General features: G+C 58.4%; 28 protein-coding genes. 24 read left to right on the top strand and 4 right to left on the bottom strand.

Annotated features, from left to right (window positions below; translation table 11 throughout):
* The first annotated feature begins 54 nt into the window (after positions 1 to 54).
* From IB232_RS21905 to IB232_RS21855, 11 genes are all read left to right on the top strand, one after another.
* Positions 55 to 684 carry a hypothetical protein gene (locus IB232_RS21905; protein WP_192400675.1) on the top strand — a complete coding sequence of 210 codons (630 nt, stop codon included), beginning with the start codon at positions 55 to 57 and terminating at the stop codon, positions 682 to 684.
* Between the two features lie 16 nt (positions 685 to 700).
* Positions 701 to 1,189, top strand: coding sequence for a DotD/TraH family lipoprotein (locus tag IB232_RS21900; protein ID WP_045665609.1), 489 nt, complete (start codon positions 701 to 703; stop codon positions 1,187 to 1,189).
* Between the two features lie 13 nt (positions 1,190 to 1,202).
* Positions 1,203 to 2,066: a type IV secretory system conjugative DNA transfer family protein gene (locus tag IB232_RS21895; protein WP_192400674.1), complete on the top strand. Its 864-nt coding sequence runs from the start codon at positions 1,203 to 1,205 to the stop codon at positions 2,064 to 2,066.
* Entirely contained in the window at positions 2,063 to 3,373 is a 1,311-nt protein-coding gene (locus IB232_RS21890; protein WP_192400673.1) for a type IV pilus twitching motility protein PilT, read from the top strand. Before IB232_RS21895 ends, IB232_RS21890 begins: the two co-directional genes overlap by 4 nt.
* The gene (locus IB232_RS21885; RefSeq protein WP_045665612.1) at positions 3,370 to 3,636 is read left to right on the top strand and encodes a hypothetical protein; all 267 of its coding nucleotides are present in this window, start codon (positions 3,370 to 3,372) and stop codon (positions 3,634 to 3,636) included. Before IB232_RS21890 ends, IB232_RS21885 begins: the two co-directional genes overlap by 4 nt.
* Positions 3,636 to 4,052, top strand: a complete 417-nt coding sequence (locus IB232_RS21880) for a hypothetical protein (protein WP_073666291.1) — start codon at positions 3,636 to 3,638, stop codon at positions 4,050 to 4,052. The genes IB232_RS21885 and IB232_RS21880 overlap by 1 nt, the downstream gene beginning before the upstream one ends.
* Positions 4,053 to 4,122: 70 nt before the next feature.
* Positions 4,123 to 4,431, top strand: coding sequence for a hypothetical protein (locus IB232_RS21875; protein ID WP_139274996.1), 309 nt, complete (start codon positions 4,123 to 4,125; stop codon positions 4,429 to 4,431).
* Between the two features lie 55 nt (positions 4,432 to 4,486).
* The gene (locus IB232_RS21870) at positions 4,487 to 5,287 is read left to right on the top strand and encodes a helix-turn-helix domain-containing protein (protein ID WP_192400672.1); all 801 of its coding nucleotides are present in this window, start codon (positions 4,487 to 4,489) and stop codon (positions 5,285 to 5,287) included.
* A gap of 11 nt (positions 5,288 to 5,298) precedes the next feature.
* On the top strand, positions 5,299 to 5,736 hold the full coding sequence (locus IB232_RS21865) for a hypothetical protein (protein ID WP_192400671.1): 438 nt from the start codon (positions 5,299 to 5,301) through the stop codon (positions 5,734 to 5,736).
* 143 nt (positions 5,737 to 5,879) lie between these two features.
* Positions 5,880 to 6,305, top strand: coding sequence for a hypothetical protein (locus IB232_RS21860; RefSeq protein ID WP_192400670.1), 426 nt, complete (start codon positions 5,880 to 5,882; stop codon positions 6,303 to 6,305).
* Positions 6,306 to 6,332: 27 nt separating this feature from the next.
* Positions 6,333 to 7,727, top strand: coding sequence for a hypothetical protein (locus tag IB232_RS21855; RefSeq protein ID WP_192400669.1), 1,395 nt, complete (start codon positions 6,333 to 6,335; stop codon positions 7,725 to 7,727).
* 15 nt (positions 7,728 to 7,742) lie between these two features.
* Here IB232_RS21855 and IB232_RS21850 read toward each other — a convergent pair whose 3' ends face one another.
* From IB232_RS21850 to IB232_RS21835, 4 genes are all read right to left on the bottom strand, one after another.
* The gene (locus tag IB232_RS21850) at positions 7,743 to 8,585 is read right to left on the bottom strand and encodes a metallophosphoesterase (RefSeq protein WP_192400668.1); all 843 of its coding nucleotides are present in this window, start codon (positions 8,583 to 8,585) and stop codon (positions 7,743 to 7,745) included.
* Between the two features lie 274 nt (positions 8,586 to 8,859).
* Positions 8,860 to 9,219, bottom strand: coding sequence for a hypothetical protein (locus IB232_RS21845; protein ID WP_192400667.1), 360 nt, complete (start codon positions 9,217 to 9,219; stop codon positions 8,860 to 8,862).
* Positions 9,220 to 9,227: 8 nt separating this feature from the next.
* A complete protein-coding gene (locus IB232_RS21840; protein WP_192400666.1) occupies positions 9,228 to 10,394 on the bottom strand; it encodes a tyrosine-type recombinase/integrase in 1,167 nt (388 codons plus the stop codon).
* A gap of 96 nt (positions 10,395 to 10,490) precedes the next feature.
* Positions 10,491 to 12,176, bottom strand: coding sequence for a hypothetical protein (locus IB232_RS21835; RefSeq protein ID WP_192400665.1), 1,686 nt, complete (start codon positions 12,174 to 12,176; stop codon positions 10,491 to 10,493).
* 150 nt (positions 12,177 to 12,326) lie between these two features.
* Here IB232_RS21835 and IB232_RS21830 point away from each other — a divergent pair, with 150 nt between their 5' ends.
* The 13 genes from IB232_RS21830 to IB232_RS21770 all read left to right on the top strand — a co-directional run bounded on the left by IB232_RS21830 (position 12,327) and on the right by IB232_RS21770 (position 22,196).
* A complete protein-coding gene (locus IB232_RS21830; RefSeq protein WP_192400664.1) occupies positions 12,327 to 13,370 on the top strand; it encodes a type II secretion system protein J in 1,044 nt (347 codons plus the stop codon).
* Between the two features lie 35 nt (positions 13,371 to 13,405).
* On the top strand, positions 13,406 to 14,020 hold the full coding sequence (locus tag IB232_RS21825) for a type II secretion system protein (RefSeq protein ID WP_192400663.1): 615 nt from the start codon (positions 13,406 to 13,408) through the stop codon (positions 14,018 to 14,020).
* Between the two features lie 10 nt (positions 14,021 to 14,030).
* The gene (locus tag IB232_RS21820; protein WP_192400662.1) at positions 14,031 to 14,840 is read left to right on the top strand and encodes a hypothetical protein; all 810 of its coding nucleotides are present in this window, start codon (positions 14,031 to 14,033) and stop codon (positions 14,838 to 14,840) included.
* On the top strand, positions 14,840 to 16,717 hold the full coding sequence (locus tag IB232_RS21815) for an ATPase, T2SS/T4P/T4SS family (RefSeq protein WP_192400661.1): 1,878 nt from the start codon (positions 14,840 to 14,842) through the stop codon (positions 16,715 to 16,717). Before IB232_RS21820 ends, IB232_RS21815 begins: the two co-directional genes overlap by 1 nt.
* A 41-nt stretch (positions 16,718 to 16,758) precedes the next feature.
* Positions 16,759 to 17,805 carry a type II secretion system F family protein gene (locus tag IB232_RS21810; RefSeq protein WP_192400660.1) on the top strand — a complete coding sequence of 349 codons (1,047 nt, stop codon included), beginning with the start codon at positions 16,759 to 16,761 and terminating at the stop codon, positions 17,803 to 17,805.
* A 9-nt stretch (positions 17,806 to 17,814) separates the two neighbouring features.
* Complete coding sequence (locus tag IB232_RS21805) at positions 17,815 to 18,951, top strand: hypothetical protein (RefSeq protein ID WP_192400659.1); 1,137 nt, start codon at positions 17,815 to 17,817, stop codon at positions 18,949 to 18,951.
* Positions 18,941 to 19,477 (top strand): hypothetical protein, encoded by a 537-nt coding sequence (locus tag IB232_RS21800; RefSeq protein ID WP_192400658.1) that lies wholly within the window; start codon positions 18,941 to 18,943, stop codon positions 19,475 to 19,477. The genes IB232_RS21805 and IB232_RS21800 overlap by 11 nt, the downstream gene beginning before the upstream one ends.
* A 2-nt stretch (positions 19,478 to 19,479) precedes the next feature.
* Complete coding sequence (locus IB232_RS21795) at positions 19,480 to 20,028, top strand: hypothetical protein (RefSeq protein WP_192400657.1); 549 nt, start codon at positions 19,480 to 19,482, stop codon at positions 20,026 to 20,028.
* On the top strand, positions 20,025 to 20,615 hold the full coding sequence (locus tag IB232_RS21790) for a hypothetical protein (RefSeq protein ID WP_034023621.1): 591 nt from the start codon (positions 20,025 to 20,027) through the stop codon (positions 20,613 to 20,615). The genes IB232_RS21795 and IB232_RS21790 overlap by 4 nt, the downstream gene beginning before the upstream one ends.
* Positions 20,616 to 20,904: 289 nt before the next feature.
* Positions 20,905 to 21,210, top strand: coding sequence for a hypothetical protein (locus IB232_RS21785; RefSeq protein WP_192400656.1), 306 nt, complete (start codon positions 20,905 to 20,907; stop codon positions 21,208 to 21,210).
* A 16-nt stretch (positions 21,211 to 21,226) separates the two neighbouring features.
* Positions 21,227 to 21,532, top strand: a complete 306-nt coding sequence (locus IB232_RS21780; protein ID WP_192400655.1) for a hypothetical protein — start codon at positions 21,227 to 21,229, stop codon at positions 21,530 to 21,532.
* Between the two features lie 58 nt (positions 21,533 to 21,590).
* A complete protein-coding gene (locus IB232_RS21775) occupies positions 21,591 to 21,974 on the top strand; it encodes a hypothetical protein (RefSeq protein ID WP_192400654.1) in 384 nt (127 codons plus the stop codon).
* Between the two features lie 9 nt (positions 21,975 to 21,983).
* Positions 21,984 to 22,196: a hypothetical protein gene (locus IB232_RS21770; protein WP_192400653.1), complete on the top strand. Its 213-nt coding sequence runs from the start codon at positions 21,984 to 21,986 to the stop codon at positions 22,194 to 22,196.
* Positions 22,197 to 22,198: the final 2 nt, after the last annotated feature.

Genomic DNA, 22,198 nt, shown 5'->3' with positions numbered 1-22,198 from the left:
TATATTTTTGAGATTACTATTTTGTACTAATCGTAATGCGCGGCGGATGTGGGAATGCGAGCTTCAACCTTTCTACAGCTGATGATTTTGGTCTCTCTGGGCGGTGTGAACTATCAGCTGTTCACGGCTGCAAGTAGCTTGCCGGCTCAGCTTGAGCAACTGGCAAAGGTCTCTGGAGGTGTTGAGCTGCCGGCGGATGTGCAGCGCAAGCTGGACGAGATCGAGCGGCTTAGGGCGACCAACGCGGCTCTACAAGCAATCGTGGCAAATGTGAATTTCGGCACTGGGAAAGAAAGCGACCCTGCGCGGGTGGAGTCCTTCCTTCCGCCTCTTCCTACTCCTGAAGTGAGCAGCTCTTTCACTCCTATGCCCGCGACGCTGCAAGCATTTTTCTCTGGCGATAAGGCCAGCGCTGAGCCGGCCCCGGCGCCTGTAGAAAATCGCCAGGAAGAGAAGAAGCAAGGCGATGCGGCTGGACGGATGCTGATCACCCCCATTCGCTTCCGGGAAAACGGTGCCCTGGTTTATCTGGCTTCCGACAGCATTGTCAGGGTGGTGGGGGTTAACGGCCAGGTGTATGGCGTCAACGGGCGCTACCTGGGCGAAAAGGATGGGATGGCGGAATTCGAAATGCTCGGCAGGCGGTTCACTCTGCCCCTGATCGTTGCTCAAAGTTCAAGTTAGTCGCGGAGAACACTGCATGAAAAACACTTTTACCCTGGCGCTTGCGCTTACATTGGCTGGTTGCGCTACTCCGCCGCCGCCGGCGGAGAATCTGAACAACGATCCGTCGGTTGGCCGGTTGGCCGCGGCGGCTGAGTTGGCTCAGCGCGACCTGGAGCGGCTCTCGCGCGCGGAGAATGCTTTGGCAGAGCAGAAGCGTACATCGCTCGATCGCCAGCGCGAAGCGACAGCCCGTGCAGCGGTGGTTCCTGGGTTTGATCGCGTGACAAGCGAGGTGTTCACCCTCCCATACCCCAAGGCCATTGAGCGCATCGCGGTGTTGGCCGGTTACAAATTCGTGCCTGCGGTGACCCTCCCCAGTAACCCGGCGATGGTGAACATCGAAGGAAAGGGGCGAACGCTCAAAGAGGTCATGGGGCAAGTGATGGACCAGGTTCCATCTGATATGCGTGTTCATGTTTATGCGGCTACCAAGACTGTTGTCTTGGCTGCACGCCAGCCGTGAGAGAGGGGGCAAGATGAAGTGGTTAGCGATCCATCTCACGGTCGTCATGACGTTGCTCGCAGGGCAAGTCCAGGCTGCCGATTCGATCCAGAGCGAGGTTGTTTCTCCGGAGCAAGCGCTACTGGATGTTCAGAAAAAGGCCCGAGAAGCGCCTGACCCATCTATGGACGAGGACGAGCGGCAAGAAATCGCCCGCTTGCAACTGATGACAGAAGCGGGGCGCAATTACGGCGTCCAGATGGGGCGGTATAACCGCTGGCTTGCGCAGGTTGAATTCCTCAACCAGCAGTCCATGAAGCTCGACCAGGGTTTTCCGTTTGGGCGGCTTTATCTGCGGTCAGGGACCCTTCAGCCGCCTATCCTCGACTCAGCTGAAGACTACCGTGCGATCGAGGATGACGGCCGTCTTCGTCGTCTCGTGTCCAAGAACTACCGGACACTGGTTCAGGCTCGATTCCGTAACAGCCCGCTGTCATGGCGTGACTTTCTCTTGCCTGATGACGCAGGCCGTCCACCGCTCCCGCGCGAAACCCTGCTGCCTCGCAGTGCCAATGAAACAGAGCTCTGGGAGAAAGCCATGCGCGAGGGCTGGAGCGAAGGCCGTTCCATGGCTGTCGATGAGTTCGATCTGAGGCTGGAGGCCTTGCAGAGAGGCTTCCGAGGGATGGTTCTATACCGTCTTCTCGCCCTGCACGGGATGATCGATCCTCCGAAGGTGATTGAACGGCGGCCTGGTGATGTCGTTACGTCCGAATCTGGCGATGAGCTGTTGATCGGTGTGCGCGAGGAACTGATCTCCCAGGATGCTTATTTTGTTTCTGAGCCAGGTCGTTGGAAAGCGCTCGACTACGGCTTTACTGCTCCAGGTGAAAAATGAACGAGACGACTGAGCCTGGCCTCAATTTCGATGAGAGGGAGCGTCGCCGGTTTTTCGAAGAGTTGGCGGACCGTGATCCCACGGCCGTGGAGGGGCTTAGTCATCTCATTGATGGCGACATGCAGCGGCAGCAAGACCGCATGCGGCGTGCTCCTGACATGTTCACGCCGCCGGCCGGCGTCAGGGAGTACCTCCCACCGGAGTCGTATCGCGTTAAGGATCAGCTTGATGAACTGTTGACCTACGCTGCGTCGGTGGAGGTGAACGACATCAAATTTGGCGACGGTGAGCCGATCACCGTGCGCGTTCACGGACAGATCTTTCGATTGACGCACCGCGCGCTGACGAACGATGAGCTCCGCAATCTGATGACGGAGCTCTACGACTCCTCTTCGATTGTCACCTCCGTCCTTGGTGGCGAACGCATGGACTTCGCCTATACCTGCCGAAAAGGTGGGCGGATGGGCTCGCGGTGGCGGGTGTGCGTAAACCTTCGTGGCACTTACGATGGCATTGGGTTTCGTGTCGTTTGCCGGCAGATCACCATACTCCCTCCTACGATCCAGGAGGTTTATATGCCGCAAGACATCGTGGATGCGGTTATGAAGCTCGATCGTGGGATCATGCTGGTTACTGGACCAACTGGCTCTGGTAAGTCAACGACGCTAGCGGCGTTGTTACGACATCGGATGGAGTCAATCGACCATAGCGACCATCTGATCACCATTGAAAGCCCTATTGAATATCTCCATTCGGAGTACGCCCGCCCCTATTCGGAGGTGACTCAGTGGGAAGTCCCTCGAATGCTTGCAAGCTTCGCCTACGCAGTGGAGACATCTCTGCGTTGCGACCCTGATCTCGTCCTAGTCGGTGAGATGCGTGATCGTGCGACGATGAAAGCAGGCCTGGAGGTCTCCCTCACCGGCCACGGTTGCTTCTCCACCATGCACACCACATCAGCGGTGCAGACTGTTACCCGCTTTCTGCAGGCCTTCGATAAAGAAGAAGTTGGCGCAGTGCAATACGACCTGGTGGACAGCCTACACATGATCGTCAGCCAACTCTTGCGAGTAGGGCCAGACGGGCGACGTGTCGCTCTGCGGGAGCGCCTCGAATTTGATGGGCAGATCAAAGAGCAGCTTCGTTCGGCGAAGAATCTGACGCATGAGCTTCGCAAGGTCATGGAAGCGCACGGGCGTCTGATGGTCGATGAGGCCCGGGATCTGTTCAAGGAAGGCAGGCTCGGTAAGGCAGAGCTCGACCGCATTGAATTCATGGATGCCAAAGAGAGGAGCGAAGTCCTATGAGTGATCTTCCGCCGGTTGCGGCCGATGCCTCCAGTTACGTGAGGGCATGCGGTGAGCCAGAAGCCTTTGGTTACCACCCCGGCTGGATTGTCCTGGTTCTGGTCGCTGTGTTCCTGAACCACTGGTCCATTCAGATCCTATGTGCGCTGGGTATCGGCTTCATCATCTACGCCAAACGACAGAACGCCACGCTTTTCGACATGGTTCGGCGAATTCGTCGATGGATATCCGGCAACGTCCGTAAGCCATTCAGGAGTTACTAATGAGCAGAAAAACTGTTTCAGCACTGATCGTTCTGGCGATCTTCCAGTCGCTGGCGATGTCGACCTGGGCGGGCGAGTTGGTAGTGCACGACGCTGTTGTCGTCACTGATGGTTCGACAAGGCTGGTGAACTGCCAGAACACCAGGGGACTCTTTGTGCTCAACCGGGCGTTGGCGCCTGCAGACGCATACGTCGTGAACGCCGACGTGAGAAATTCCTCGCTCAGCGATGCCCTCGCCCGCATTCTCCCGGCTGGCTGGGCTGTTCGCTATTCGTCGCCGAACGTCGAGAACGAGCAAATCAACCTGGTCGTACAAACCTACTGGGCTGACGCTCTCAAGATCCTGGCCAGCGATTACAACCTCTTCGTGATTGTTGATGGAGAGCGTGAGGAGGTCGTGATTGGGCGCCTCTGAGATTCCGACCTATCTGGGTATTGAGTCGTCAGTTGAGCCCCCTCAGATCCATTTCGTGCGGCGCCCACGGATGGATGCAGACGACGCGATCTGTATTTTGAGCCTGATCCCTGAGGCGCAGGCGCACTTCGCCTTTGTCACCCTGCTGGAGCGTGAGGGTTGCCTGCTGTTCTGGAACGAGTTCGCCGCTGTTCAGTTGAAGCTGACCCGGGGTATTTTCTTCAAGCTTCGGCGGCACCTGCTCTGGCGCAAGTACATGTTCGTCACGCCGGCTGGCGTGGTCCCCATGCTTGAAGATCTGGATGCAGCGGTGTTCGTCCCGTACTCAACTTTCGAGGCGCGGTACAGGCTGAGAATTATTGAAAGTGCGTCAGCATAATCAAGATTTCGTGTATGCTATTGGATAGATAAAAGCAGATACCTGTGGAGGAAACATGACTGCAACTCAGCCCTGGGCAGGCAGCCCCGCATCCTCTGCGCCTTGGCCGCCAGAGGATCGTGCGGTTACTGGTGGGGACGTGCAGGAGTTCCTGAATCGTTACCACCTCGACATCAACTTGATGGAGGCGGTTTTCGCGATTCCTTCTCGCCGGTCTTGGTACGACATGACGACCAAGCAGGCCGATGTGCCCGTGAACATTCCGAAGGCGGTCCTAGTTCGTTTCTTTTCGGCATACCCGCAGATGCTCCCGTTCTATACCACCGAGACGGCTGAAGAGCTCCGTGAGCGTTTGAATCTGTCGCCGGCAGCATTTGGTCTGCTGGTAGGCCGCCAGGAAATCAGTGTTCGCCAGTGGAGTGCTGAACGTGAGCCGCACAAGGTGGTGGTGCATCTTCTCTGGTTGATCCGCAAGTCGTTGAACATCATCGACAATGCGGAACCTGTGCTGAACGGTGAGGAGATGCTTGCCGATCTCGTACGCTTCAGCTTCCTAGAGTGGACGCTGCGCGGTGAAACTCCCTCTCAGCGCCGGACGGATACCGCATCCACGAACGCGATGCTCTTCTCGGAAGTTCTGAGCCTGGTTCCCCAGAACAGCTTGGCACGCGCCACGAAAGGGTTCGATCTGAGCGGCGTCATGAAGGCATTGCCGCCGAGTTCTGATTCGAAAACCGAGGGGCAGGGTGACCTTGCTGTTTCGCCAGAAGAGCGTCATCGTGCGACCAGTAGTGTCCGTGCGCGTCGCAAAGCGAACGCATCGCTGGAACAAATGGGTGGCACGTTCAAGATTTGATGGAGAAGGGAATGCGCCCTGACTATGGCTCTCTTGGGCTTGGAACCCGGGAAGGTAATCTCCGGGTCACGGAGGAGATAACTGCCTGGCTCAACCAGATCGGTGAGCGCGTCTTGGCTCAAGGTTATGCGTCTTGCATCGAAGTCAAGGTGAAGCATCCCCCATTGAGCTCGCGTTCAGTGGGGACCTTTGCGCTTTACCTGGTTTCATCTGCAAACCCGGATTTCGGGGCGACTTTGGTCGTGACCCATCGGGACCAGCGGAACCCTTTCAAGGGCGGTCGTGCCGATGGAGTTTCTGTCCATGCGCAGGCTCGCCTCCTGAAGGATGGCCGGTGGTTGAGCGAGAACTTTAAGACAGGGGCAATCCCCTTAGTCACGATTGATGATTTCGCGGTTCTGGATCTTCTCAAGCGAGTCCTGACTCGCCCGGACAAGCATTTCTCATGAAGCGGGCTCCCAGTCCTGGACCAGGGCTGGTGTACCCAGCATCCCTTCGAGAGCCTCTCCTGGAGGTTCTTAGCGACCTCCTGATATCTTGCTGGCCATCCCCGGATCACCCCATAGAACGCTTTGCTGATGGGTTGGCCAATGTGGTCGACCTCCTATTGCGCGGCGTCACGCAGGTCCAACTTCTGGACGCCCCCTTTGGACTCATCGAGAACCTGGTAAAGCGCGCAAAGCGCGCAAGCGATCGTGTAACTGCCGGATCGCGCCGGCGGCCGGAAGCTGGATATAGCTTCCGGCTTGCTGTCCAGGGGATGCGCGTTGGGGCGGTGTTGCTGGTCGACGTAACGGGTGCTCGGGAAGGTGATCAACCTCTGATCTTTCTGCGTATCGCTGCGCTTTTCTCGGTGGATGAGTTCGATGGTGAGCGTCGAGAGATCCTCAAAGGCGAGTACCAGGCAAAGGGCCTGAGCGATGCGCTTGCGGAGGCTCTGACGCCGAAGGCGCCCGTGGCTGAGCAGACCCTCGACTACGATCTTGAGTTCGACCCAGGCACCCCCACGCCGCGCTAGTCCGGATTGCCGAGGAGGCTTTACAACGTGTCATCCGCAAAAATTCCAATCGACCAGCTTCGTTGGGCTATCGCTGATGCTCTTCATGCGGTCAGTGCGAATGACCTCCCCCAGGTCTGCGTTCGGCTCGGTTTGGAATCGGGAGATGCCAATGAGTCGTTCAGGAGCAAGCGGAAGTACGTTTATAACCGGATCAGCAACAGTGACTTTCCGTCTCTCCTGGCACTCGCTCAGTCTGTGATTGACGAGATCAGCGCTGAAGCTCTGGCTGATCTTGTGGCAGATATCACGGTTCATGCAGAGCATCGAGTGACTGACTTCACTCGGCGATCGTTGTTGGGTGCCTTAGATGGTCTTGAGCCTCTCTTTGGAGGCTTCCCGGTGATGGATGGGCTTGCCATCCTGGCCCCGAATTGGGAGCAGGCAGGGCCATCTGGTGCTCTCTTCAAGACGCTGCGCGACGATGTTGCCCAGCATTACCTGCGGAACCCTGACTATTCAAATGCTGAAGTCCTGGAACACTGTGGCGCTCTAACCTGTTCTCAAGGCCGCTTTTTCGCGCTGCTTGAGCAGTTACTTCACCCTATATGTCGGACGGGGCAGGCCCAGGCCAATCTGGCTGAAATGCTGAATGCGTTGCTCCTGGCTGATGGGTTTATGGTCGTCCCGGCTGAAGAGGTATCCAGGCATCCCCTTTATCGAGTCAGACGTGCCATAGCAGGAGTCTCTGGTACTCCGAAAAATCTCATCTTCGCGGCAATTAACGCTAAGCCAGACCTCTATCTTCTTGATGCGATCAACAACAATATCGGAATCCGGAATGCCTCTGATGCATTGATTTACGATCGCCTGATTCCTGAAGCTGGGTTGACCTGGATCGCGATGGCGAATTGGTGGAGAGATTCGAACAACCAAATGGATCTGGTCGAAGCCAAGAGACAGCTGTACCGACGCCTTGCCGAGTCTGTAAGGGGGGCAAGGTCCCCAGGTGAATACGCTCTGTTCACCACCTATTACACGGAGCTTGTCCCACTGCTGGGTGAGCGGCTGCCTGCCCTAATCCCTCAAGTCTATCTCCACTACGACCCCAAAACTGCCTCACAGCGTGGCAGCAACCCGGTTCTTGCCCGGCAACGTATGGACTTGCTGCTGCTCTTGGATCGGGGCGCGCGCATAGTGATCGAGGTGGACGGCATGCATCATTTTGCGGATGGGAGATCAGCATCGCCGGCGAAGTATGCAGAGATGGCGGCAGAAGATCGTAGGCTCCGCCTGCATGGATATGAGGTGTATCGCTTCGGTGCGGCAGAGTTCGGTGATACCGAGATGGTGGATGGGAGGTTTAAAGTGGGTGAGCGATCGGTCAGGACCGCTCTTGAGTTTTTTCAAGCGCTGCTGCCAAAGCACGGCGTTCAGTTCTGAATCGCGGTGTCGGGGTCAGCGCTCTATCCCCGTAGCGTACTGCCCAAACGGATTGTCACCGATGTTCCCGTCTCGCAGGTCAACGTTGCCTGGGCTTGCCGGGAGGTGCTGGGTTAGGTCGACGGTCTGCATCGCGAGGTTGGCCATCGTCAAGCGTGCACCAGGTAGATCTTCGCGGCCGAGTTCGGCAAACGTTGCGCCGGTGTCCACTGCATAGATGTTGGCCAGGCGCCTCAGTCCTTCCCACTGAGGGGTATGCCCAACAAAGAGCCGGCCGATCCCTATCACCCCCGAGGTGTCCCCCGAGTTCAGTCTCGTGCGTCCCCAGAGCGCAGACTCGATAACCCTTTCATCGCCTGCGGCCAGCTTCTGCAGGAAGGCGCTCCATTCCATGCCGATCGGAACTTCAGCGTGGACGAGCCCTACCGTGCCGCGGGGAGTATCGATCTCTATGACAAGGGGGAGGTCCCGGATGGCGGACAGGATTGCCTCGCGCGTATCGTTTGGGGTATCCAGCCACCAGGAGAAGCCATTCCGTTTCGCCGCCCACTGGAGGACTTCGACAGGCGGTTCACCTTCCGAATAGAGCTGCAGCAGCATGTCCTCGTGATTGCCCCTGACGGCATGGACGTAGGGTTGCCTCAGGAACCGAGCGGTGCGGTGTGAGCCTTGGCCCCGATCAATGAGATCACCTACTGCGAAAAGTCGATCGCACGCCGGGTTGAATTTCGCAGCCTTCATCCCCTGGATGACCAGATCGTAGGCGCCATGGATATCACCAACAACGAAGTCGCGCCCGGCCAGATTGCGGTCGAACTTTTTCGTTACGAGGGGGGATGATCGCGTAGGTCTGTTCATGCTGCCCTCTGCTGCTGGTTGGGATGGCCCATGTAGGTGGCCGCTCTGGTGTTGATCCCTGACGAGTAGGGTGGTCTCGGGATATCCGCCTGGTTGTCTTGGGTTGAATAGGCCGCGGCTGTCCTGGTGAATTGGTTGAGATGGACCCGGCTGTGATCTGGGGTGGTCATCACGCTTCGCGTGGAAGTTATTATTTTTATTGTATTTTTTGTATGTGGTGGTCTGCCCGAGCTGCGCTCGGGCCCATGTGACGCGAAGCGGGGGTTATCCCAGCCTATGCCGGGATGGACTTTTCCTGTTTCTTCCAGGTATTCCTGGCCACTTGATAGAGGTGGGCTGGCTGAAGAGATGGGGGTATCTCATCGCTTTCTATGATGTCGAGCTTGAACTTGGTCGCCATGAGCCGCCAATGGAAGGCGGGCATGACCAGGAACTGGTTTGACCAGCCCGTGCTGACCAGCTGCTCCCGACGGGTAGGGGAGTCGAGCATCATGCAAGCCTTGGAGCCGGTCTCGTTCAACGGGATGATCACGCCGCGGGCACGGTTTTCGGCCTGGGACTTCAGGAAACGGTACAGATCGCTCTTGCTGTAGCGTTCGTTGTAGAGGGTGTCGAGTACATATGGGGTGGTCACGGTGGGCCTCATAGCTTCGATGCGACACGCGTTACGTCGACGTGTCGGTCATGGTCTTGTTTGTGATCGTAGATACGCAGAGTCTTCTCGGAGTTCTGGCCTACGGTCGTCAGGATGGTCTTGGTCGGTACGTTCTGGTCGATCAGCGCAGTGATGAAGGTGTGCCGAAACCAGTGATTGCTTGCCCTGGGCAGAAGTCGCGAGGCGCGCTGCGCGTCTGCAGGCAGAAGGGCTGCTGCGCGCGCGGCGATATCCTTCACGATGTTGAGGACCATCCTGCTGGTGATGCCGGGTTTGCCTTGTCTCCAGACCCGGGGTGGGCACAGAGGGGTGTCTTCGTCCGCTTCAGGAATCGCGGGTAGTTCGTGATCGATGCGCCACGGCATGAGCACGTCGGTGATGTAGTCGTTTGGCAATGGCACAGTGCGGATCTTGCCGCCTTTCCCGCGCAGCTTTACCCACCAGCCGGAGCGATCCTCATAGATCTGCGACTGTTTCGCATGGACGACTTCGCTTACCCGGGCACCGGTGACGGTGAGTGTGCGGATGATCAGTGTGTACTGGGCGCGTTGCTGCTCTTCTGCGGGCGTTTCCGCAGGCATCACAGAGAGGGCCTCGCGGATTGCAGAGGCCATGCGATCGTCGAACCATTTTTCGGTGGAGTCGACCGTGGCCTCTGCAAAGGGGGTAATCCCGTCGGCAAGTACCTCCCGGATCTTTGTGACGTTGGCCATCGGGTCGCAGGTGATGTGCCCGGAGCGAAGCCAGACGCTGTACAGGGCGCCAATTGCGCTGAACGCATGATGAATGGAGCTGAGCGACAGGGCAGAAACGAACGGTCGCCAGTTTGGTGAATCGCGGCGGTACTTCTTGCCGGAACACCAGCGCTCGTGCGGTTGAGGATCCTGCAGGAAGTCGCGATAAGCGTTCAGGTCTTCGTAGGTCAGCTCTGAGATCATGCGCCCTTTTTCAGTAGCCCAAAGCCACAGCCTAGCTATCTCGACCCTGTAGCGGCGTAGCGTATGCGGAGACCGCGACCACTTGGAGAGGAACGCTTTTATTGCGGCGATCTCGTTTGCGGTGCGTGCGTCGACCTCGGGGAGCGCCTCGATGGGTAGGGCTTCAGCGCCCGCAAGGAGCTCGTCGGCTATCAGGTCGACGGGGTTGATCTGCATGCTTATCCACAACTCCTGTGGAAAACTCTGTGGGTTGTGCCTCCAGGGACAATGGTCGTATGGCCTGGTTGCGTATGGTTAAAAAGTGTACAGCAATCACATCTGATGGCCGGGAGTTTCGTCCTGCTGGTGAGGCAGTTCAAACTCGGCAACCTCTTCTTCGACTTCCGCAGCACGGCGAGCTGCAGGCCCTGCCAGGTGGATCACCTTCTTTTCGGTCTGCAGGCGCGAGCTTAGATCGTTGATCAGCGATTGCTGCTGCTGAACAGTGGCCTCCAAGGCCTTGTTCTGCCGCTGCGCGGCCAGCAATTCGTAGGACGTGTCCTTGGCCAGCGCGGTAAGGCGCTGACGCTCTTCGGCACCGGCTTTCAAGGAAGCCTCCAGGCCTTGCTTAATGCTGAGCAGTCGCTCGGTGCGATTTTCCAGCATACCAAGGTGGCGCTCAAGGTGGAGGTTGGTCGCGGACAGCTGCTCCAGCTGAGTGCTTTGACGGCTGATTTCTTGCGACTGATCCTGGATCTTCTGGCGGTCCAGGGTTTGGCTTTCCTGCCAGTTCTGGATGGTCGTATCCAGCTCGTGCTGAATGGCTTCGATCTGGCCGATGTGGTTCCGAATGTTCTCTTGCAGCTCAGCGATCTGCGCCTGGCTCAGGCCGTTCTGCTTTCCCAGCTCGGCGACCTGCTCCAGAAGTTGATCTTTATCCTGGGTCAGGCTGCTGATGGTTTCAGCTTGGCGCGTGATGTCAGCCATTGCGCCTTCGAGCTTGGTCTGGATGGCAGCGGCATTCTGCTCGCTTGATTGAAGCGCCGAGCGGGCATCCTCCAGCTGCTGTTGGAGGAGGGTGATGGCCTCTTCGCGCTGAGAGAGCATCTGCTCGATCCCTGCGCGCTGTTCTACTGCTGCGTCCAGTTGCTGCTGCAGCGCCGCAGTGAGTTCCTTGCCATCGGCGTTCTCTTGATTGGCAGTCGCCAGCAGTTCTTCGACCTGGCCCAGGCTTCCTTTGAGCTGGTCGACAGTCTCCTGGGTGGTGCGAAGCTCGCGCGTAAGACGCAGGTTGTCGGCCATGTAGCCGCTCACTTGCTGCGCGAACATATCGCGGATCTGGTCGATCTCGGGGGTGCTGGCGGCTGCCTCTTGGGTAGCAGCTGCAGCCTGCGCCTGGTGACGATCTTGCAGTGTCGACTGTGCCTGATCCAGCTGCCGTTGGAGTTCCGCAATCGTGGCTTCCTGCTGCTGAATGGTCAGGAGCAGGGCCTCGTCAGGCCCGTTTTGCGGGGTTTCCGCTGCCAGCGCTGCGGGACGGATTGCGGCGTCTTGTCGCGCGAAATCGAGCTGCTGCAGGGCATGCTGGTTGGCAGCCTGCAGGTCAGCGAGTTGACGGGTCAGCGTGCCGACCTGATCGCGTAGGGCTTGGGTGCTGCCGACCGCCTGCGATGCGCTGGAGATCTTGCTGCGCAAATCCGCGTTGGCATTGGCGAGAGCCTGGTTGGCTTCGAGTTGGGCTTTGAGCTTGGTGCGATAGCCGCTGATGAGACCTTTGCGATCCAAAAGACTCAGCAGGCCGGTGCTGCGATCTTCCGCCAGCACCTGCTGTGCGGTCTGAACAATCCGGGCCAGGTCGTTACGGTTCTGTGCCTGCTCCCTGATGGCGATGCCCATTTCCTTCCGCAGGTTCACCAGTCGGTACAGATGGCTTCGCAGGAGGTTGATATCAGCGCTGCTTTTGGCGTCGGCGACGAGGCGACGTACATCGGCGTCATTCAGACTGAATTCGAATTGCATAACAAGCTCCAGAAACTTTGCTTATTTCAATGTAGTCATGGTAGCCAACTAAATGCCTTATAGGAAGGGCGTTGCAGCCTTTAAATGCGTGCTCGGCGTTGCGCGGCAATTTGGTAACGTGTACGCTAAAGAAAAACATTAGTAGGCATTATGATGGGTCGTAAAATGGCGAAGCAGGGTGGTTTCACAATCGTCGAACTGCTGATCGCTGTGGTGATCCTCGGGGTCATCGCAACGGCTCTGGCTGCGCTCTTCCCGATGATGGGTGCGCTGGGTCAGATGGAGTATCGAGAGCGGCAAAAGAGCACCAACGCTTCCATCGCCGCTGCGATGGAAGGGTGGGCTGCTTCTGAGAGTGCATTGGGGGATTTGCCCGCGCCGTATACCGGCGGTGGGCTCACCAGCGCGCCGCTGAATCCTGCGAGCGCCGCAGCGGCAGACGTGGCCTTGATGGACTTAATTCGTCGTGGTCGGGTCGATCCGGCCAGTTTCGTTGATGACGCCTCGGTGCTGCGCAATGTGCGGGTTTATCAGCGGGTCACGGGCCTGACTGAGACAGTCCCGCTTTTTCGCTCAACAGGGCCTGCCGCCACACTGACTTATCAGTTGGGGGTCATCTACACGACTGCATGCGCCCGCACCGGTAGTACCTGTAACCCCAACGCTTCCCTGGGCATCCCTGGTCAGAGCCCGGCGCTCACCGCGGCTAACCGGCAGACATGGGATGTGGTGGATCCAGATCTCGGGGCGGTCTTTGTTTCGAACCTCGGGCTGCAGCGCAGTCGTCTGGATATGACCGCAGAACGCATGCGCAAGATTTCGAATGAGTTGGTGCGCTACTTCAACCTGATGAGGATCAGCGCGGCCCCTACGGCAACGACCAACTTCTATCCCAGCGCTACCGCAGTGAACCTCGCTGGCGGCAACCCCGCGACGAACATGGGCTGCCGTGATGGTTGGTACAACCTCGACGCGGCCAACGTTGATGTGCTGAGCAAGCTTGCGCTTCCGCAGGCCCAGTACGGTGTCACCCCATGGGGTGGCCGGATCCAATACTGCAGAGATTATGACCCGCTGGGCACGAACGGTGCCAACGTGGAGCCGCACTACGGCGCACTCCGAATCAATGGGTCGGTGAGTCTTGGCGCTGCGCCGACAGGGGTGGCTGCCAATGATCTGATCATCACGTTCTAGTGATGGCACGTTTCAACTACAACGAGGTAATTCCCATGATTCAGAAGCATCGCCGTCGTAACCAGAAGGGTTTCACCCTGGTGGAAGTGCTCATCACCATCATCCTGATCGGTGTGATCGCAGCCATCGTCTATCCGCTGATCAACAACTTCGTTTCCTCGAAGGCAAACGCTCAGGAAATGATGTCCGTGGCGCAGAACATCGTGCGCTCGGCGTCGATGATGAACCAGACGATGCGCGCGCCGACTGCCGTAACCTCCAACCCGTTGACCGCGGCCGGCAACAACCTGCTGGATGCGGTGATCATGGGTGACAAGGTGACCGGCATCATCTCGGCGACCTACGCGCCGCGCTACGCCACATCCGGTATTCGCCCCATGTCCGATGCGGTGACCACCATCACCCAGCCTTCCGCTGGTACGCCTGGCGTGTACCAGGTGGGCGATAGCGCGATCAGTCTGACCAATATCAGCAGCCGCCAGATGGGGGTTCAGTTCACCAACGTACCTACCGAGCTGGTTCAGGAGATCTTCCTGAGTCGTGAAGGAGGGACCTTCAACGGCGCTACGGCCCGCACCACTGGTGTGGTTCGTTACGCCGCAGTTTCTGGCGGTACGCACGCGACTGTAACCCTGGTTTACGACCTGTAAGGGCTTCTCGATGCTGGTTCTGGTGATCGTTTTTCTCTTTGCTGCCCTGGGCGCCGGCATGGCTGGCGTGGCTTTCATGCTTCAGGAAAGCTTGTACGAGCACCGAGCCCGTGTTGACGCCTATTACGTGGGAGTTGCCTCTGAGTCCCTCCGGATGCGCATGGCGCGCACCGGCGGGCTCGGTACGGTAACCGTGGCCGATCTGGCATCTACTGATGAAGGTTTCAAGCTCAAAGGGGCGAACGCTGATCGGGTCTATCTGGCTTCTGCGCCGAACGTTTCGGATGGGGTTTGGCGCTTCGATCGTGCCCTTGTTTATGCGCTGGATGATCTTGGGGATCGCACCTGGGATCCCTTGGCGGTCAGCAGCAATTCATGCTCTGCGACGGCCGGTTTCGCAACTGCGCCCTCTTGGTGCGGTCCGGTCAGCGGTGTGGTTTTCGATCTGATCGAAACGCGAGAGACCTACCTGTCATTACTGACAGACGAGGCGATGCGTATGCAGATCACGCTGCAAAAGCTTGCTCGGGGCTACTCCGTTGTGGAGAAGGACACATTCCCGAGAGGACCAATTGCCATTGGCAACGCAAACACCGTTTGTGCCGCCGGCGGCGGCACTTGTCTAAACACCGCTTGCTCGTCACCGGTGGTCTTTCAACAGACCCCGCTTGACTGCTCGGATCAATTTTCTCGCTGGGGTGGGGCCGTGGTTTTCAACCTGGTCTCGGCCAAGCATGTTGCACTCGTTTCTAACGCGACTACCGTACGGCGCGCAGCCGGAACGTCGCGGCAAATTGCACGCGAATTGAGGGTTCCTTGATGACGGAAGGGCAAAACGAAGATCTCGCTCGCGAGTTCCTCACTAACTGGGGTTGGGGCGGCGATGCGCCGGAGCCGGTCCGCCAGTTCGCGTTGAAGGTCGCGAAGGTCAACCCCAAGGGCGACGTTCGTGTTGGGGATATCGTCGTCGCTCTCGGCTATCTCACGAAAGAGCAGGTGGAGAATCCGAAGGATACCCCCCAGCCTCGTGAGCCATTCTTCCAGTTCCTGGCACGCGTTTACCCTCAGGTACGCAAGCACGAAGCCGAGGTCATGGCGATCAAGGATCGCCTGCCGTATTACGCCAAACTGCCTGAAACCCTTGCAGTGCACCCGCTGGTGGCATCCGAGCCGATTCGCAATGAGTGCGAGGCGATCGCTGGCTTGCTTGTCAGCATGCCAACCGGCGACAACTGCCTAGTCTTCTCAAGCTACGAAGAAATGCTTCGCTACCGCCAGCGCGGCGCCTCAGAAGCGGCCGCCAGCGCTCTGGCCAAAGGTCTACGCACCGAAGCGCGTGCGCTTCGCTTTGGCTTTGCCCCTCGTGTGGAGGTCGCAACGCCACTGCGCGCCGCACGGAAGGATAACGGGGGGAGTGAGGGCGGCCACAACGTCGGCCGACTCTTCTATGCAGACCGGACCCGCGGGACTGAACGCAACATCGCAGTCGACATGTTGGAGACCGGAGTGGCTCGAAAAGCCACCGACCTCTCGCTGCGCGTTCTCGAAACGGGTGAGGGCGAGATCTTTTACCGCGAAAATGGGGTGCGCCTGCACAGCTATCGTATCAGCCTGCAGGAGCGTATCGAGGTCACGAATTTCCTGCTGCAAACCACCGGTGCGAATGCCTCGGGCACGCGGTTGATGAAGCCTTCTACCGGCCGCCTTTTCTACCGCGGTCAGACCAACACCTATGAGATGCGCTGCTCATTCATTCCAGGTGACATGCGCAGTGCGTTCAACGATGACGATCAGATGGTGTCGATCTCGGCTCGTTACCTGGAGCAGGAGGACGGTGATGGGTTTGTCGATATCGACAAGCTCAGCTTCGTTCCGAAGGTCAAGGAGCACCTGATCTCAGCCCTCAACGTGAAGCGCGGCATTATCCTCCTGGTCGGGCCTACCAACTCGGGTAAGTCCACCACGCTTGCAGCGTTTCTGGGCCAGCACTACCTCATCTTCGGGGATACGGTCAAACGGCTGTCGCTCGAAGACCCCAAGGAGCGCAGCCTGATTGGTGTGGAGCAGTTCAGCCTCCCCAGTGCAGATGTGTATGAGCCCTACTTGGAAGGGTTCTTGCGGCACGACCCCGATGTGATCCTGCTTTCTGAAATCCGTTCGCGGGCAAGCGCCGAAGTCGCGACCCGGGCAGCGCTGACGGGCCACCTCGTTCTTTCGACATTCCACGCCTCTGAGCCAGTGGAAGGGTACACCTCACTGGCTCACCTTCTGAGCGAGGAACGTCAGCATGACCTGCTGCAGGCCCTGGTGATGATCATCACTCAGCGGCTTGTCCCCAAGCTCTGTCCGGTTTGCTCCGTTCAGCGCGCCCCGGAGCCATCGGAGTGGGCAAAGTTCCGTTACAGCATGGCTCTGCGCGGAATGGATGTGGATGAGATGTCGATCGACAAATCCAAGATCAGATTCCCGGTAACCACCCGCGAAAAACCTGACCACAAATGTGATCGCTGCACGGGCACTGGCTACATCGGGGTCTATCCGGTACACGGCATTCTCGACTTCACCAAGGATGTGAAAGCGCTGCTGCGTGCCGGTGAATTCGACAAGGCTGCTGAAAAGCAGGCGTTCACCCTGGAGGGCCAGGCGATCGATGCGCTGCACGAAGGTTTGATTGATCTGACGGGAGTGAGCACTTGATGAGCGGGAAGGTAAAGATGCTCTCCCTGAGAGAGCAGATCATGTTCACGCGTAACCTCGGGGCACTGCTGAGTGCAGGAATCGATCTGGATGTGGCGTTGCGCCGATTGTCCAGTCTCCTGCCAAAGCAGAGTGAGAAACTCACCGAGATGGCGACTCAGATCGCCTCCGGGCGATACCTGTCGCAAACGTGTGCCGGCCTGCTGCCTGAGGAAATCATTGCGGCCATCGTTGTTGGCGAGCAGTCGGGCAAGATGGCGCCGGTAATGTTCGAGATCCGCGACACGCTGATCATGAAGGAGCGCATGCGCAAGACTGCAAAGTCTCTGCTCAAGCCGGCGATGATGTTCCTGGCCGGTATCATCATCTTCATCGGCTTCGTCGTGGCGGTGATTCCAACTCTGGCAGAGACTTCTTCGAAGCTTCAGCCGCGAGGCCGGCCGATCGAGCGTGGAGCTCTGATGGAGTTCATGGTCGCCCTGTCGGATCTTTTCCGGACCAGCGGGCCTTACATGTTGGCCCTGTTGATCGTGCTGGTGGGGGCGGTGATCTTCTACGCGCGGACTCCCCAGGGGCGGATGGGCGTCTACTCCGTGGTGCTCCGTATTCCATTTCTCGGGGATGCCATCAAGAACATCTCCTTCGCGCTGTGGGCTCGCTACCTTGCCCTCATGTGGCGCGCGGGCTACTCGGATATGCCGAAAGCGATCGGCATCACAGTGAAGTCCGTACCGGAAGTATTCCGAGAGGGCATTGAGCGTTACCAGGCTGACCTCAACCTCGGCAAAGGCCTGGGCGCTGCCTGTGACCCATCGAGGCTCGACCCCAGCGACCCGCGTTGCCAATGGCCGATCTTCCTGCAGGTAGCGCTGCAGATTTCCGAGCAGACGATGGAGACGGATGATCAGCTGACGACGGCCAGCAATTACTTGCTGGAGGATGCGGAGGCTACCGTCAACGCAATGGTCGAGTTTTCCAAGATGGCGGTGTTGGTCCTGGTGGCATCTTCCGCAGCCCTCCCTATCGTGGCCTACCTGTTTGAGGTGGTCACCATGGTCGGGAACACGCTATCGAGCAGTATGAGATAAGGAGGGCGCATGCGCGTCGTTTCTGAAGCACGAGCACTTCTCACGGAGGACTACCGTCCTGGTGAGGCCATCTATCTTGCAGGGGAGGCGGCCTATGTCACCCTGGACGCCGCTTCGCCGGTGTTCGCCGACATGCAGATCCAGCAGCCCCGGCCGGCCAGCTTCAAGATGTTGGGCGATGGCGGCAGCCTGCACGTTGGTGTCCCCAACTCCATCATGGCAGAGGTCACAGCTCAGCCCCGGGTGAAGTTCTACCTGTTGGCAGACGCTTACCTCCATTACATGCGTAAGCTTCGCGGGGACTTCCTTTTCGTAGGTGGAGCATCCAACGACACGGACACCAACCTTGAGTTCTTCATGGTCAACGACGGTCGGGTCACCCAGGTGGTGGACAAGCGGCTTCCCTCCATGAGTTCGAGCGATTTCCCGTCGCAGTTCCTGCTGGCCCTCAATGACGTGTTGAACCGCAGCGGTATCACGGATGATCTACCAGTTTATTGGGCATATCCGTTAGAGCTCCCAGACCGCCTGATGGACGCCTACAAGATCATCCCGGTGCCTGTAGAGAAGCTGAATCTCAAGCGTCTTCGGCTGCGCGCCTTGCGCGCCGGCGGGGCAAGTGAGAGCCCTTTGCGCTCCTTGGCGGGCCCGCTGGCAGGGCTGTTGGTGGGTGGTCTGGTTGCGGCGGCGCTGGTCGGCTTCCAATGGATCCGTTACACGGATCTGCAGAAAGACTTTGATCAGGAAGTGCAGGGAGTAAGCAGCGTTTATGAGCAGGGCTCCTCAATGCTCAATACGCTCTCCAGCCAGCAGCGCATGCTTGACATGGCACCGGCCCAGGGCGACCTGATCAAGCGCTGGACGACTTTGGCGTCCAGCTCGGTGAAGAGCGATGCCGAAGTCCGTCGCATCGCTGTTTTTGGCGAAGGTGCCAAGGGAAATGGCCTGGGCGGCCGCACCACTGATTTCGAAATGGACCTGGCTGTGCCAGTGGACAAATCCGTGCCCGATCGTGTGTTTGCCAAGCAGTTGCTGACCAGGCTCGTTGAGGCCTCCGGATTCGAGATGTGGTTGAGGCCTGGCGAAATTCGGACTTCGGATGGGGTGCGAATCGTAGAGATCGAGGGGGTGTGGAATGTCCAATGAGCGCGTCGTAGCCGTTGTCTCAGGCATCGTGGTTGCGGTGGCCATTGCCGCCGGTGGCTGGAAGGTTTCAACGGGCATTGGTGAGGCAGTCGGCGCCCAGGCCAAGGCACTGGACAACCTGCGCACCTGGAAGGCCGCTTATCAGGCGCTGCTACCTGTTCAGGCGCGTTGGAAAGAGTCGTTCCAAGTCGCTGCTGAACATGGCCGCCAGGATCTGGTCGGAATCGGCCAGTCGCTTCGTATGAGCAACAGCGGGTTGAAGTTCGACATCAATACGCTTCGCAGTGATCGCGTAGAGGCGGTTGTCTTCGAAGGTGCCCCGGTGGGCCTGCTACGGACATGCGTCGCCGGCGGCGATCAGTCTGGGCTGCAGGTCAGTGCTGAGACCATGCGGGGAATGATCAAAGGCATCACCAGCATGGTGCGGCATGACATCGAGCTCAACCGGCTGGATATCTCCTCCAAAGATGGGAAGCCGGTGGCAACCCTCGGCGGTCTTTGCGTGCTGGCACGGAAGGAGGCTTGACCATGGGCACTAAAATGGCAACGGCCGGCAACAGAATCTCGTCCAACCAGGTGGTACTCCTGAATGGGGCCATCATGGCGGCAGCATTGTTGCTCGCCGTGTATGGATCTCCTTCCCTGGCAAGCAAGTTCTCCCAGCTGCCGATCAAGGGCTACGTCAACGAAATCGCGCCCAGTGTGTCAGTCCCGGATAACCCGCAGGCGCTCCCGGGCGCGATGGCGTCCCCAGCCCAGTCGATGGATCCTGCAGAGCCCGACTTGGCGCTGCTGGACGAAATCTTCGTGCCGGCAGCGCCGGTGGTCGATGACGGGGCAATCAAGGCGGTTGAGGCCGAGCAGCAGCTGCGCAACCAGCTCGCATCAGTTCAACTGACCGGCCTCGCGACCGGCGGTGCCTTCATCAATGGGCGATTTGTCCAATCCGGCCAGTCCATTGGCATGATCGTCTCCAGTCCGGAAGGCCAGCCCCTGGAGGTGTTTGTTCAGCTGCGCAACAACGGCGCCCTGCTTGTAGCAGGGGCATATTCGCACCTTCTTGAGTTGAAGCAATGAACTTCAACTGGGCTCTCCTCGGGCTGCTCAATCCGTTTGAGGAGGGGAGCAAGAAACAGCGAATTGTGCTGATCGTCGCGCTTGTTGGGGTTCTCGGGGGTGGCTGCTGGTGGCTCGCCGATACCGGATTTGGCAAGGCCTCTGGCCTTGCCGAGACGAAGTACCGCATCGAGATGATGGGGAAGGCGTTGTTCTGGGAATACCGGGCTAACATGGGCAAGACTGTTGCCGGGGAGGTAGGCCAGACGTTCCGCGGTTACATCGACAAGGGGCAGAAGTCGTACCTGCTCGTGTATCTCTACGACGGGCAGGGGCGCCGGCGGCAGGTTGTCACCCTGGCGAATGTGAACAACGAAACCGTCGAGTTGACGGCGTTTGCTGATCGCCACCGGGGCCGCCAGCTCCGGTTCGATCTGTTCATTCTCCCGACTGAGAGATACCCGCGGGCGCTGATATGGGACATTGAGGTCCCGCTGAACCTAAGCGTCATTGAGGAGGGTGGTGGCCCTGACATCAACCCGCCGACCAACGTTGTCGACCGAATCTTCGCCAATTACTACTGGCGGCTCGTGCAGAAGGGGCACTAAGTGCTCCTTTTCGTGCTCGGCCTATTCCTGATCGGTAGTGGAGCTCAGATGGCTGATGCTGCCAGGTGCCCCACCGAGGGCTCATACACCGATGCTGCTCGCTCGGCATTCTATCTGGGCCTTTTGATACTGCTGTCAGGAGTCGGCCTCTTGCTGTACCTGTTGGGGACGGCGGTGATGGGGCCTGGTATCCCTTAGCCGTCGCAGTGCAGATGGTCGCGAAACCATTAGACGAGGCTGCCTCCTACCCTTATAGTTCTGTTTATCAGTACCAGAGGAGAAGGCTGCCTTGGAATTCCCGGTAAACAAACATGGCGTGCCGCAGTACCCCAAGGGGCACGTCGGCCGGCTTCTTGTCGTGCTCGCCGCGATCGACAAGCTGCGTCCCGCAACAGCGACAACCGTTGCAGAGTTGACGGGCCTCAGCAAGGGTAATATCGACAGTTATGTGGCGTCCCTCAATGCAGAGTTGGGTGTGTCGATCACTAAGAGTGGTCCGGAGTACGTCATTGATTCTTGGGGCGAGCTGCTCAAGAAAGCCGGCGTAAAGAAGGCTTTGACGGTTCTATTTAACAGAACTAACATGGTTTCGTGACTGTCGCGAGGTGTCTATGGAAACTGCAACGCTGTTGGTTATGCTGATCGCCCTGGTGGCGGTTACCTATCTGTTCCGCTCTGTGTTTTCGTTGGTCAAGCTTTCCGGCGATGTGGATTACGTCAACATTGTCATTGGACTCGTGGGTGCCTGTATTGCAGTGGCTGGCATCCAGTCGGGCTTGAAGCCCGATTATGCCGCCAGCTTGGCCGTTGTCGGGATTGCGACCTTGCTTTACTCGGCATTCGATGCTCGTGACTCCATCCGGGATGCGCAGCATGAGCTTTTGAGCCAACAAAAGAGCCTCAGCGAGTCGCGCTGACTCCACTGATGCAAATGTTTGTTCTTTGCTCGATGCGAACTTAACCAGGTAACCACTGATGGCTTTGATCACGGGTTTCGCAATTGACGAGGCTGCTGAGATGGAGCTCGCGGACGGTGGCCGCTTCGGCGACACGTTGTTTGGCGGCCAGGTTATTGAGGCCGCCCGTGAGCTCCTACAGCAGTCTGAGCAAACGGATGATTCATTGCCTCTTGGCGAGTTCTTCGAGCGCCGCGAGGACATGGGGGGCGGCCGGCTGCGTCTGATCCTGGACGGGGATTCTGACGTGTGCGTAGCGGTTATCAGCGATGAGGGGGAGATGGCAGATGTCGAGTTCTGCGTTCCCTTTTCAGGTGGCGGTCGATCGCCGAAGGTGCGCCAGGCGCTGCTCGACCTCTGTCGTGCGATTCGGGATGAGAACGCAAGCAATCCGCTTGATTAGGAGAGGCATATGTCCGCCAGTACCGTTACTCACAGCTTTGACGATGCAGCTTTGGAAGCATTGCTGACCAAGACTTGGTGGGAAGGCTTCAACACGTCAACGGAGCGGTGCAATGGTGAGTTCCCATATGACGGACAGTTGGAAGCCAATTGCGCTTCGGATGTGCGCATGCTGATGAAGGAACTTAACGACCAGCTGCAAGGTGCTGCAGAGCCTTGCTGAAA

The organism is Pseudomonas sp. PDM15 (assembly GCF_014851565.1).
In the GTDB taxonomy this organism is placed as follows: Bacteria; Pseudomonadota; Gammaproteobacteria; order Pseudomonadales; family Pseudomonadaceae; genus Aquipseudomonas.
Note: the sequence above shows the minus strand (reverse complement) of the source record. Positions and strands in the feature narration are given on the sequence as shown.

What these genes read in the sequence shown, in the direction of transcription:
- IB232_RS21905 (WP_192400675.1), top strand. Translation starts at nt 55, where the DNA reads ATGCGAGCTTCAACCTTTCTACAGCTGATGATTTTGGTCTCTCTGGGC.
- IB232_RS21900 (WP_045665609.1), top strand. Translation starts at nt 701, where the DNA reads ATGAAAAACACTTTTACCCTGGCGCTTGCGCTTACATTGGCTGGTTGC.
- IB232_RS21895 (WP_192400674.1), top strand. Translation starts at nt 1,203, where the DNA reads ATGAAGTGGTTAGCGATCCATCTCACGGTCGTCATGACGTTGCTCGCA.
- IB232_RS21890 (WP_192400673.1), top strand. Translation starts at nt 2,063, where the DNA reads ATGAACGAGACGACTGAGCCTGGCCTCAATTTCGATGAGAGGGAGCGT.
- IB232_RS21885 (WP_045665612.1), top strand. Translation starts at nt 3,370, where the DNA reads ATGAGTGATCTTCCGCCGGTTGCGGCCGATGCCTCCAGTTACGTGAGG.
- IB232_RS21880 (WP_073666291.1), top strand. Translation starts at nt 3,636, where the DNA reads ATGAGCAGAAAAACTGTTTCAGCACTGATCGTTCTGGCGATCTTCCAG.
- IB232_RS21875 (WP_139274996.1), top strand. Translation starts at nt 4,123, where the DNA reads ATGGATGCAGACGACGCGATCTGTATTTTGAGCCTGATCCCTGAGGCG.
- IB232_RS21870 (WP_192400672.1), top strand. Translation starts at nt 4,487, where the DNA reads ATGACTGCAACTCAGCCCTGGGCAGGCAGCCCCGCATCCTCTGCGCCT.
- IB232_RS21865 (WP_192400671.1), top strand. Translation starts at nt 5,299, where the DNA reads ATGCGCCCTGACTATGGCTCTCTTGGGCTTGGAACCCGGGAAGGTAAT.
- IB232_RS21850 (WP_192400668.1), bottom strand. Translation starts at nt 8,585, where the DNA reads ATGAACAGACCTACGCGATCATCCCCCCTCGTAACGAAAAAGTTCGAC.
- IB232_RS21840 (WP_192400666.1), bottom strand. Translation starts at nt 10,394, where the DNA reads ATGCAGATCAACCCCGTCGACCTGATAGCCGACGAGCTCCTTGCGGGC.
- IB232_RS21835 (WP_192400665.1), bottom strand. Translation starts at nt 12,176, where the DNA reads ATGCAATTCGAATTCAGTCTGAATGACGCCGATGTACGTCGCCTCGTC.
- IB232_RS21830 (WP_192400664.1), top strand. Translation starts at nt 12,327, where the DNA reads ATGATGGGTCGTAAAATGGCGAAGCAGGGTGGTTTCACAATCGTCGAA.
- IB232_RS21825 (WP_192400663.1), top strand. Translation starts at nt 13,406, where the DNA reads ATGATTCAGAAGCATCGCCGTCGTAACCAGAAGGGTTTCACCCTGGTG.
- IB232_RS21820 (WP_192400662.1), top strand. Translation starts at nt 14,031, where the DNA reads ATGCTGGTTCTGGTGATCGTTTTTCTCTTTGCTGCCCTGGGCGCCGGC.
- IB232_RS21815 (WP_192400661.1), top strand. Translation starts at nt 14,840, where the DNA reads ATGACGGAAGGGCAAAACGAAGATCTCGCTCGCGAGTTCCTCACTAAC.
- IB232_RS21810 (WP_192400660.1), top strand. Translation starts at nt 16,759, where the DNA reads ATGTTCACGCGTAACCTCGGGGCACTGCTGAGTGCAGGAATCGATCTG.
- IB232_RS21805 (WP_192400659.1), top strand. Translation starts at nt 17,815, where the DNA reads ATGCGCGTCGTTTCTGAAGCACGAGCACTTCTCACGGAGGACTACCGT.
- IB232_RS21800 (WP_192400658.1), top strand. Translation starts at nt 18,941, where the DNA reads ATGTCCAATGAGCGCGTCGTAGCCGTTGTCTCAGGCATCGTGGTTGCG.
- IB232_RS21795 (WP_192400657.1), top strand. Translation starts at nt 19,480, where the DNA reads ATGGGCACTAAAATGGCAACGGCCGGCAACAGAATCTCGTCCAACCAG.
- IB232_RS21790 (WP_034023621.1), top strand. Translation starts at nt 20,025, where the DNA reads ATGAACTTCAACTGGGCTCTCCTCGGGCTGCTCAATCCGTTTGAGGAG.
- IB232_RS21780 (WP_192400655.1), top strand. Translation starts at nt 21,227, where the DNA reads ATGGAAACTGCAACGCTGTTGGTTATGCTGATCGCCCTGGTGGCGGTT.
- IB232_RS21775 (WP_192400654.1), top strand. Translation starts at nt 21,591, where the DNA reads ATGGCTTTGATCACGGGTTTCGCAATTGACGAGGCTGCTGAGATGGAG.
- IB232_RS21770 (WP_192400653.1), top strand. Translation starts at nt 21,984, where the DNA reads ATGTCCGCCAGTACCGTTACTCACAGCTTTGACGATGCAGCTTTGGAA.